This is a genomic window from Corallococcus terminator, assembly GCF_003611635.1.
Taxonomy (GTDB): Bacteria; Myxococcota; Myxococcia; order Myxococcales; family Myxococcaceae; genus Corallococcus; species Corallococcus terminator.
In genome coordinates this window covers 1-9,855 of sequence record NZ_RAVZ01000351.1, presented here as the reverse complement: position 1 = coordinate 9,855, position 9,855 = coordinate 1, and the positions used below count along the sequence as shown (strand labels likewise).

Genomic DNA, 9,855 nt, shown 5'->3' with positions numbered 1-9,855 from the left:
CCCGGAAGGGGTGCGGTCCTTCCGGGCCGCGTCTCTTCCGGGTGGGGGGCGTTCCTAGCGTAGCCGTGTGACAGCCGCATGGCGCCTGCGAAGAAGCAGGGAGGGGAGCGCTTTCTGCTTGGGAGGGGTCAGTAGGGGGAAGCGGTGTCTGTGGGGCTGTCGGCCCGGATTCGGCGGGAGCGCTCGCGCAGGTCGCGCCAGGCGGCCTCGTACTCCTCGCGGGCCTGCTTCCAGGCGGCGCCGCGGGCGTGGCCCAGGTGCTGGAGGAGGCTGCGGGTGTTCAGGAGGTCGCGCTTCATGAAGTCGAATTCCTGGCGGGTGAGGAGCGAGTCCTCGGCGGCGGTGCGTTGGCGGGCGGCCTCCCACTGGTCCATCTGGGCGCCCAGGTTGCGCAGTTCGGCTTCGCGTTCGCGGCGGTAGCCGGCGCGCAACTGGTCCCACTGGAGGCCGGCGCGGTCCAGGTGGTCGTGGAACCGCATGCGGGCCTTCTCCGCGGCGGTCTTCACGCGGTGCCAGTCCTGTTGATCCGCGTGGCGCAGGGCCTGGACCTCACGTTGGAAGTCGTCGCTGCGCTCCTTGGCGCCGGTGATGAGGTCCAGCTCGTCCTCGCTCTCCGCGAGGTCGGATTGGGCTTCAAGCTCCTGGAAGCGCGCGGTCGCTTCGCGTTGCTCCGCTTCCATCTTCTGGATGTAGGCGTCACGTTCCGTCATGGCGTTCCCCCTAGGCACGTTCGATGGAAACAGCATGCGAACGCATGCCCAGGGGTGCACGTGCAGGGGGAACAGGAGGCGGAGCGCTCAGTCGAGGAAGCGGCGCTGCCAGCTTCGTCGGTCGTGGATGAAGGGACTCTGCTCCGCGGAAGGGCCTGGGGGCGTCTGGAACAGCCAGGGTTCGAGGACGCGGGCGAGCTCCCGGTAGGCGGGGAGTGTCTGGCCTTGTTCGGTGTCACCGGCCTGGGGTGCCGGGCCCAGGGTGACGATGGCGCGGTCGGATCCCAGATCCTGCACGAGGGTGCCCGGAGAACGGAGACGGGCACGCAGGGCTTCGGCGCCTCCCAGCTCCGTGAGCACGGGGGGCCCCAGGAAGGTCATCCACGAGGGACCGAGCACGCGGGTGCCAAGTGTACGGGCACGTCCGTCCAGGTACGGGACGTCGATGGCCGGGTGGCGGAGGGCGAGCCTCTCCACCTCGTCGCGAACGGACGAAGCCAGGGGTTCTCCAAGGAAGGAGAGGCCCGCATGACCACTGCTGAAGGGCAGGGCCCACGCCATGTCGAGTGCCAGCGAGCGGACACGCCCAGGCCCCTGCGTCTCCAGGAACTCCGTGGGCAGCGAAACGGCCAGCGCGCTGACGTCATCCGGACCGCGGAAGGCTTCAGGGTGGCCGAGTGCCTTCCCGAGGTAGTGGAAGTCGAATCGCTCGTCGCCGCGGGCTTCCTCCGTCAGATGGATCCTGGCTTCCACCCCGTCATGAAGGTCCCGCCGCGTGAGTTCCCATCCCCTGGCGTCAAGCGGTTGCCATTCGCCATCGCGATCCAGATAGGAGCCAAGAGCATTCTCTCCAACAGCATGCAGATACACGCCCAGTGCTCGGCGCACGCCCGACTTCAATGCCTCGTGTGGGTGCGGCATGTAGAAACAGAGTTCAAGCCCGTCGCGAACAGCAGGGCTGGCTTCTTCTCCCAGGTAGAGGCGGATGCGAGGAATGGAGCTGCTCATGGGAGCACTCCCAACCGTGGAACGACCCGCCAGACCTGTGCCGGGCCCTGTCCTGGTGCTTTCATGTAGAACTCCTCGGTCCCGGCACCCTGCCTCCACGTCCCGCGTCCACCCGCCCGCCCATCCTGCCAGCCCGCGCGCCCCAGGTAGGCTTCCTGGAGTGAGACAGCGACACCGCGTCTTTCCATCACACCTGTGCGAACGTCCTGTATCGCCAGGGCCCATCGACGCATGCGACGTGAGTCGCTACCCTTCGGCCCCGTGAGCGTCGCCGAGCCGAAGACCGATAAAGCCGTTCGTCACCGCAAGATTGGCGCCTGCCGCGTGCTGGGAGAGCTGGGCCGGGGCGGCATGGCGCTCGTGTACCGCGGCCTGCACGAGCTGCTTCAGCGCGAGGTGGCCATCAAGGAGCTGCTGCCCGAAGGCCAGCGCGACAAGGAGGCCCTGTCCCGTTTCCGCCGCGAGGCCCTGGCGCTCGCCGCCTTCCGCCACCAGAACATCGTCACCCTCTATGACCTGGTGGAGAAGAACGACAGCCTCTTCATGGTCATGGAGTACGTGGACGGCCCCACCCTCCACGCTCTCATCAAGGACGGCCCGCTGCCCCCGGACGTGGCCGCTGTCATCGGCGCGCGCATCGCCAGCGCGCTCGACCATGCGCACTTCCGCCGCATCATCCACCGCGACCTCAAGCCCGCGAACGTCATGCTCACCAAGTCCGGTGAGGTGAAGCTCATGGACTTCGGCATCGCCAAGGACGTGGGCCTCGAAGCCCTCACCCAGCAGGGCATGGCCGTGGGCACGCCCTCCTACATGTCCCCGGAGCAGGTGACGGGCGCCGCCATCGACGCACGCACGGACATCTTCTCCCTGGGCGTCCTGCTCTATGAGGCCCTCACCGGCACCCGCCCCTTCGTGGGCAAGACGGCCGGCGAGGTGTTCGCCCGCATTCGCGACGGCAAGTTCACGCCCCTCCACAAGGTGGCGCCTGGCGTGCCCGCGCCCCTGGCGCGCATCGTGAAACGCGCGCTGGCCGTGAAGCCGGAGGCCCGCTTCCCGGACGCCGCCGCCATGCGCCGCGAGCTGGACCTGTTCCTCGCCCACGAGGTGCGCGTGTCCCATCCCGCGCTGCTCATCGCGTTCCTGCGCTACCGCGAGAAGCTCACGGAGACGGAGGCCCTGGCCCACCTCACGCAGCAGGAATTGGGTGTGTTGGATGTGTTCTCCGCGCCGAAGCCCGCGAAGCGCAGCCAGCTCAAGTGGATGCTGGCCGCGCTCGCCGCGGGCACGGTCGCCGCGGGCACCGGCCTCTACCTCTCCCAGTCGCAGTGGGCGCCGCTCCTGGAGCAGCTCACCCGCTGAAGGATGGGCGAAGGAGGCCCGCGCCTACTTCTGCTTTTCGTGCGTGACGGTGACGATGGTGCCGATGCCGCCGCGCACGAAGAAGTCGCCCACCACGGTGAGCTTGCGAGGCTGGATGGCCTTCACGATGTCGTTCGCGATGGTGTTGGTCACCTTCTCGTGGAAGGCGCCCTCGTTGCGGTACGACCACATGTAGAGCTTCAGGCTCTTCAGCTCCACGCAGAGCTGATCCGGCACGTACTTGATGGTGAAGCGCGCGAAGTCCGGCTGGCCCGTCAGCGGGCACAGGCACGTGAACTCCGGCACGTCGAAGGCGATCTCGTAATCGCGCTCGGGGGCGGGATTGGGGAAGGTCTGGACTTCCTTGGACGGCTGAGAGGACATGGCGGTGTCGTCTAGCACACGTCCGCTGGCTGTCGCCGCCCTCCCTCGCGGTGCACCCCTGGCTGCCCGGCACCCCCCGTTTGTCCGGGTTCCAACGCGCCAGGGCCCCGGAGGGCAGCAGATCGCCGGGGGGTGGTTGGCGATCATGGGAGGGGGTTCATATCTCCTCCAAGCGACCCCTGCCGTGCCCCCACCCATGCTGCCACCCAACGACCTCGAGGAAGTCCTCTCGTGCCTGCCCCAAGCGCTGCTGCGCGTGGGACCCGACCTTCGCGTCCAGTGGTGCGAGGAGGGCTTCGCGGCCAAGACGGGCGTGGCGATTCCACCCGGTGGCACGCTGCTGGACGCGCTGGAGCACGGCCGCAGCCTGGACGCCCTGGAGCGTGCCATCCGTGAGGGCCAGCCCCACACGGGGCATGTCATCACCCGGGCGCTCCGACAGGTGCGCGTGCAGGTGAAGCCCACCCGCACGGACGGCTCCGCCGGAGCCTGGCTGGTGATGGAGCCTTCCGGCGTGGACGACGAGGGCGCCTTTTCACAGGCCGTGCGGGAGATTGCCCGCGCGGTGGGTGAGTCGCTGGAGGTCGACCGTGTCTGCTCGGCCGCCGTGGTGTCCCTGGTGAGGTGTGCCCAGGTGCGACGCGCGGAGGTGTTCCTCTACGAGGAGGACGACGCGACGCTGCGCCGCATGGCGGTGTCGGACCTGGAGGGGCTCGACATGCCGGGGGATGCGTTCGACCCCTCGGAGGATCCGTACCGGCAGGCCCTGGCCCTGCGCCAGCCGCAGTTGGGCATCCAGCGGGGCTACGGGGACGCGGTGGGGTCGGTGTTCGCGGCGGTGCCGTTGTGCGCGCCTCGCCGCACGGTGGGCCTGCTGCTCATCTACAAGGAGCAGGGCGCTTCGTTCTCCGTGCGGGAGCTGGAGATGTGGAGCGCGGCGGCCAGTCAGCTCGCGGTGGCGGTGGAGAACGCCCGGCTGTTGCGCGAGGCCCAGGCGGCCCTGCGCGTGCGCGAGGAGTTCATGTCCATCGCGTCGCACGAGCTGAAGACGCCGCTCACGCCGCTCAAGCTGGGCCTGTACTCGATGGAGCGTCGCATCGCCGCGGGGCAGCCGGTGGAACTGGCCAGCGTGCTCAAGTCGAAGCGGCAGGTGGACCGGCTCGCGGGGCTGGTGGAGGACCTGCTGGACGCCAGCCGCCTGGAGCTGGGACGGCTGGCGCTGAACTCCGCGCCGTTGGAGGTGGGGCAGTTGGTGGCGGAGGTGGTGGATCACTTCCGCCATGCCTTCGAACGGCCCTTCTCCGTGGAGGTGCCGCCGGACGGCGTCTGGATGCTGGGCGACCGCGACCGGCTGGAGCAGGTGCTGGTGAACCTGCTGGAGAACGCGCACAAGTACAGCCCGGCGGGAGCGCCCATCGCGGTGCGGGTGGAGCGCACGGGGGAGGCGGCGCGCATCCAGGTGCAGGACCACGGCATCGGGATTCCGGGCGCGGACCAGGCGCAGGTGTTCCAGCGCTTCTACCGGGCGCGCAATGTGTCGCACCGCAACTTCGGCGGGCTGGGGCTGGGGCTGTTCATCAGCCACTCCATCGTGAAGATGCACGGTGGCTCGCTGGCGCTGTGCAGCCGCGAGGGCGAGGGCTCCACCTTCACGTTGGACCTGCCGCGCATGGCGGCCCATGAGGTGCGCAGGCTGCCCCGGCGTGTGCTGGTGCTGGACGAGGACCGGGGGCAGGAGGCTTCCGCGGAGCGCACGCTGCGGGCGGAGGGCTTCGAGGTGTTCACCGTGCAGAATGGCGCGGAGGCCCTGCGCAAGGCGACGCACCTGCCCGTGGACCTCATCGTGCTTTCGACGAGCGCCACGCAGTCCCAGGTGGGCTCCTTCCTGGAGACGTTCGCCACGCTGCCCCGCGCCCGGCCGGTGCCCATCCTGCTGGCAGGGGATTCGCGGCCGTGGTGGGCGCAGGAGAACGCCGCGCTGTGCTCGCGGCCCTACCGCGCGGACGAGCTGCTCGAGGGCGTGCGCAACGTGCTGACCCGGGCGCGGCGCCGGTTCGTGCCGCCGGTGGAGTCGGAGCCCGTGCTCGCGTCGTAGTCAGGCGTGAGGATTCGTGTCCGCTCAGGAAGTGCCGAGCACGCGGAAGTCCGTGGGACGCAGTCCTGCCCGCTCCAGCGCTTCGCGTGAGCGCGGATGGAGGAACGTGGCCAGCTCCAGCTCGCGCTGCTCCGCATAGCGGCTGGTGACGAACTCGGGCAGGTGGCCCGGGTGGCACATCCACTCCGTGACGCCTTCGGTGGGAAGTGCCTCCAACGCCGCCGCGAAGCGCTCTTGCGTCCAGTACGCCGCTTCTCCGGACTCCCCCACGAAGTGATCATTCGTGGCCACGCCGAGTGCCCGGAGCGCATTGCGCATGGTCGTGTCGATGGACCGCACCGGAAGGCCCGCGCGCCGTGCGACCCGTGCCAGTCCCTCCAGCACGTGGGGATGACGGTGCAGGTGCTTGTGCACGTCCACGTGCGTGGCGGGCCGGCCCAGCAGCCGCTCCGCCCGCCCCAACTGCGCGAACGCTTCCGCCTCCACCACGTCCACCGGGAGCGCGTCCACGCGGGCTCCGATGAAGCCTCCCTCCACGGAGCGGAACTCGCGCGGAAAGTCAGGGCCGACCGGCGGACCCCGGTCGAGGTTTAGATGCAACCCGATGGCGAGCCCCTGCGACTGCCTCGCGGCCTCCTCTGACCACGGCGTGTTCACCAGGAGCGTGGCGGAGGAGGCGACGCCCTCTCGCAATGCCTGGAGCAGGCCCCGCGTGATGCCCGGGTCGTAGCCCAAGTCGTCGGCGTTGAGGATGAGGGCTCGGGGGGGCGTGGCGTGCTCCTTCAGGGCCGGGGACGGGCCTGGAAGAAGCGCCACATCTGCAGCGTCGCGTCCAGGTCCGACGTGCCTCCGTTGTAGCCGGGCTGACCGGGCCAGGCGTGCTTGCCGCCGGTGATGGCGCACAGGCTCGCGGTGGCGCTCTCCGGTGTGCAGCCGGTGGCGGCGAAACAGGTGGTGTTGCCCTGCTGGAACGTCTGTTGTTCCGGGCCGGTGCAGCCGTTGTGCTCCGCGAAGCGACGCACGGACTCGCCCGCGGACGGATAGGGCCTGCCCCCGATGATGTTGTTGCCACCTTCGTAGAAGATGGTCTCGTCGGCGGTGCCGTGAAAGTGGAGCACGGGGATGGGCTGGGACGGATTGCAGTCCGCCATCCCCTCCATGCCCGCGACGGACGCGATGGCGGCGAAGCGCTGGGCGCGCTCACAGGCCAGCCGGTAGGAGAAGAAGCCGCCGTTGGAGAAGCCGTTGGCGAAGACCCGGCGCGGATCCGTGCACACGCGCGTGTCCAGGTCCGCGAGCAGCGCGTCCACGAAGCCCACGTCGTCCACGTTGGCGATCTGCGCCGGGCCACAGCACGCGACGCCGTTCCAACCCCGGCTGTCCGGTTCGCCCTGTCCGTAGACCTCCGGGAAGTTGAGGCCGCGCGGGTACACCGCGATGAAGCCCTCGGTGTCGCCCAGCGTGGAGAACTGGCTCAACTGCTCCTGCTCCACCTCGTTGGACGAGAAGCCATGGAAGCTGAACACGACGGGCGTGGGCTTCGTGGCGTCGTAGCCGGTGGGAACGTGGACGCGGTAGGCGCGCGTGCGGCCCCCGTGCTCGACCGTCCAGTCGTAGGTGCCCGCTGGCACGGTGAGGCCCGTGCAGGAGGTGCGGTCCGCGGGTGCCACGTCCCCAGCCGTGGGGTCTGGATCCTGCGTCCCCGCGTCGGGCGTGGGGGCGGGCTCATCATCCGAGGCAGGGTCGCAGGCGGCGGCCGTCATCAGCAGGCTGGACGCGGCGAGGACGAGGAAGCGAAGGCGCATGGGAGGGGATCTAATTCCCCTGACCGCACTCGGCAGACAGTGTGGACGCCTGGGCGGGGAACCTTTCCGCCAGCGTACGTTTCACCTCGTCCACCGCGGCGGTGTCGCCCGTATGGGCATGCAGCCGGCAGCGCGCCGTCAGGGCCCGGGGGTCATCCGGGGCCAGTCGCTCCGCTTCGCGGTACTCGCGCTCGGCGCCCCGGAGGTCGCCCTGCCGGAAGAGGACGGCCCCCAGGTACGAATGGGCCACCGCGAGCGAAGGGGCCTTCCTCACCGAGCGCTTGAGCAGCGAGGCCGCGTCGTCCAGCTTCTCCTGGCGGAAGCGCACGAAGCCCAGCTCCGCGAGGGCCTCGGCGTCGTCGTGCTGACGCGTCCAGGAGGACAACACGCTGGCCGCTTCGTCCAGCCGGCCTCCTTGTGACAGGAGCTGTCCGTAGCGGGGCGCCACCAGCGCGGAGCCCGGTGACTGCGCATACGCCTTCGCGAGCGCGGTCAATGCGCCCGGCACATCGCCCTGACGGGCGCGCAGTTCGGCCAGGGCCAGGGGGGCGCGGATGTCCTTGGGCGCGAGCAGCGTGGCTTCGTCGATGGCGCGCTCCGCGCGCTTGCCCATGCGCAGCTCGGTGGCGGCCCGCGCTGCGAGCAGGTGGGCTTCGGCCTCCTTGGGGAAGCGCGCGGTGTACGCCTCCGCCAGGGCCAGGGCCTGGGGGTGGGCGCCCGCGTCGAGCAGGAGGGTGCTCGCGCGCGCCAGCTCCCTGGCGGTGGCGCGTGCGTCCTTGCCCAGTCCCTCCAGCGCGGAGGCCTTCGCGTCCGGCGTCGCGGCGGCCTCGGCGGCGGCGAGCCGTGCGGTGGGCGGAACATCCGGACGCCGCAGGAACCACGTGGCCCCCGCGCCCAGTCCGCCCAGGGCGAGCACGCCCACGAGCACGGCGATGCCCTTGCGCGACCGGGGGGCGGTGCTGCTCGCTCCCGCCGTGGAGGCCTGGGCGTGCGCCCTGCTCGGAGCTTCGCCGCGCGAAGAGGAGGGCGCGTTCGGCGCGCTCGGGACTTCGTTGCGCGAAGAGGAGGGCGCGTGCGGCCTGCTCGGGACTTCACCCCGTGAGGAAGAGGGCGCGTCCGGCCCGCTCGGGGCTTCACCCCGTGAGGAGGCGGAGGGCGCGTCCGGATTGAGCGGGACCTCACCGCGCAGGGATGCCGGACCTTCGGGCAGGACCTCGGTCCCCGCTGGAATCCCAGGCCACGAACCCGACCCGTACACGCCGGTGGTCGCCGCCGTGCGCTCCGGCTCCGCGGGCCACCGCGCCGCGAACGGCGGCAGCGCGTCCATCATGGGCGTGGCGTCCGTGCCCGAGTTCGACGGATCCGCGAGCCTCGCGCGCCGCAGGGCCTGTCGCTTGGGGTTGCGGTCCGGCGGAAACAACGTGTCCAGGTACGCGGCCACCTGCGCCGGCGTGGCGACCTCCGCGGGACCGCCCAGCAATTCGATGGCGTTGATGAAGGTCTGGAGGCTGTCGAAGCGCGCCTCCGGGTCCTTCGCGAGCGCCATCAGGCACACCGCCTCCAGCGCCTGCGGCACCGACGGGTCGAACGCCGTGGGCGGCTTCGGCCGTCCTTCCGCGATGCGCGACAGCACCTCGTCGGACGACATGCCGGTGAAGGGCCGGCGGCCACAGAGCTGCTCGTAGAGCATCACCCCCGCGGCGAACAGGTCCGCGCGGTGGTCCACGCTGCGGCCGGCGATCATCTCCGGCGACATGTAGAAGAACTTGCCCTTCAGCGTCCCCGGCTCCGTGCCGGAGCCCAGCGCGTCCGCCTTCGCGATGCCGAAGTCGATGACCTTCACCGCACCGTTGACGCCCACGTGGATGTTGTCCGGCGTGAAGTCGCGGTGGACGATCTTCAGCGGTCGGCCCGCTTCGTCCACGGCGCGGTGCGCGGCATCCAGCCCCCGGCACGCATCCACCAGCACGCGCAGGGTGATGCCCAGGGGCACCCGGTGCCCCAGCTCCGCCGCCTCTCGCCGCAACTCCGCGAACGAACAGCCCTCCAAGAGCTCCATGGCGATGAAGGGCTCCGTGCCCTCCATGCCCAGCTCCAGGATGGACACCACGTTGGGGTGCCGGACCTGCGCGGTGATGCGCGCCTCGTTGAGGAACATCTGCACGATGCGCCGGTCCACGACCATGTGCGGCATCAGCTTCTTCACCGCCACCGCCGGGCCGCGCTGCCCGTCCGGAGCGATGGCGCGCGCCAGATACACCTCGGCCATGCCGCCCGTCGCGATGCGCGAACTCAAGCGGTAGCGACCTGCCCAGGAGAAGCCGGGTTCTGACACCAAGGTGGCGGCAGTCTACGGGCTCGCGTCCCCGGCACCCAAGGTCCTGCGGGGATGCCTGCTTGGCTGTCCCCACCCCTGAACCCTTGCCCCCGGGATGTTTCAGGGGGGCCAGGGGCCCCTGGAAGCGCCCATGCGCACCGTATTGGCCGGGCC

The 9,855-nt window shown here is 70.4% G+C and carries 8 protein-coding genes; 2 read left to right on the top strand and 6 right to left on the bottom strand.

Annotated elements, in window-relative coordinates; all coding sequences use genetic code 11:
- Positions 1 to 128: 128 nt before the first annotated feature.
- Both D7V88_RS34220 and D7V88_RS34215 read right to left on the bottom strand, forming a co-directional pair.
- Positions 129 to 710, bottom strand: a complete 582-nt coding sequence (locus tag D7V88_RS34220) for a hypothetical protein (protein WP_120544809.1) — start codon at positions 708 to 710, stop codon at positions 129 to 131.
- Between the two features lie 87 nt (positions 711 to 797).
- Positions 798 to 1,718, bottom strand: coding sequence for a DUF3396 domain-containing protein (locus D7V88_RS34215; protein ID WP_158625221.1), 921 nt, complete (start codon positions 1,716 to 1,718; stop codon positions 798 to 800).
- Between the two features lie 351 nt (positions 1,719 to 2,069).
- On the opposite strand from D7V88_RS34215, the gene D7V88_RS34210 reads away from it, so the two are divergent.
- Positions 2,070 to 3,080 carry a serine/threonine-protein kinase gene (locus D7V88_RS34210; RefSeq protein ID WP_244238541.1) on the top strand — a complete coding sequence of 337 codons (1,011 nt, stop codon included), beginning with the start codon at positions 2,070 to 2,072 and terminating at the stop codon, positions 3,078 to 3,080.
- Between the two features lie 24 nt (positions 3,081 to 3,104).
- Here D7V88_RS34210 and queF read toward each other — a convergent pair whose 3' ends face one another.
- Positions 3,105 to 3,464, bottom strand: a complete 360-nt coding sequence (gene queF / locus D7V88_RS34205; protein WP_120544806.1) for a preQ(1) synthase — start codon at positions 3,462 to 3,464, stop codon at positions 3,105 to 3,107.
- A 196-nt stretch (positions 3,465 to 3,660) separates the two neighbouring features.
- Here queF and D7V88_RS34200 point away from each other — a divergent pair, with 196 nt between their 5' ends.
- Positions 3,661 to 5,559 carry an ATP-binding protein gene (locus tag D7V88_RS34200; protein WP_120544805.1) on the top strand — a complete coding sequence of 633 codons (1,899 nt, stop codon included), beginning with the start codon at positions 3,661 to 3,663 and terminating at the stop codon, positions 5,557 to 5,559.
- 24 nt (positions 5,560 to 5,583) lie between these two features.
- Here the strand turns inward: D7V88_RS34200 and D7V88_RS34195 are convergent, their stop codons facing one another.
- Genes D7V88_RS34195 through D7V88_RS34185 form a run of 3 tightly spaced genes read right to left on the bottom strand, consistent with a single transcriptional unit; the run spans position 5,584 to position 9,633 of the window.
- Positions 5,584 to 6,375, bottom strand: coding sequence for a carbohydrate deacetylase (locus D7V88_RS34195; protein WP_244238540.1), 792 nt, complete (start codon positions 6,373 to 6,375; stop codon positions 5,584 to 5,586).
- Positions 6,342 to 7,364, bottom strand: a complete 1,023-nt coding sequence (locus D7V88_RS34190) for an extracellular catalytic domain type 1 short-chain-length polyhydroxyalkanoate depolymerase (RefSeq protein WP_208726640.1) — start codon at positions 7,362 to 7,364, stop codon at positions 6,342 to 6,344. Before D7V88_RS34190 ends, D7V88_RS34195 begins: the two co-directional genes overlap by 34 nt.
- A 10-nt stretch (positions 7,365 to 7,374) precedes the next feature.
- A complete protein-coding gene (locus tag D7V88_RS34185; RefSeq protein WP_120544810.1) occupies positions 7,375 to 9,633 on the bottom strand; it encodes a serine/threonine-protein kinase in 2,259 nt (752 codons plus the stop codon).
- Positions 9,634 to 9,855 lie beyond the last annotated feature (222 nt).

Coding starts and splice junctions, on each gene's coding strand:
- D7V88_RS34220 (WP_120544809.1), bottom strand. CDS start 710: ATGACGGAACGTGACGCCTACATCCAGAAGATGGAAGCGGAGCAACGC.
- D7V88_RS34215 (WP_158625221.1), bottom strand. CDS start 1,718: ATGAGCAGCTCCATTCCTCGCATCCGCCTCTACCTGGGAGAAGAAGCC.
- D7V88_RS34210 (WP_244238541.1), top strand. CDS start 2,070: ATGGCGCTCGTGTACCGCGGCCTGCACGAGCTGCTTCAGCGCGAGGTG.
- queF (WP_120544806.1), bottom strand. CDS start 3,464: ATGTCCTCTCAGCCGTCCAAGGAAGTCCAGACCTTCCCCAATCCCGCC.
- D7V88_RS34200 (WP_120544805.1), top strand. CDS start 3,661: ATGCTGCCACCCAACGACCTCGAGGAAGTCCTCTCGTGCCTGCCCCAA.
- D7V88_RS34190 (WP_208726640.1), bottom strand. CDS start 7,364: ATGCGCCTTCGCTTCCTCGTCCTCGCCGCGTCCAGCCTGCTGATGACG.
- D7V88_RS34185 (WP_120544810.1), bottom strand. CDS start 9,633: ATGGCCGAGGTGTATCTGGCGCGCGCCATCGCTCCGGACGGGCAGCGC.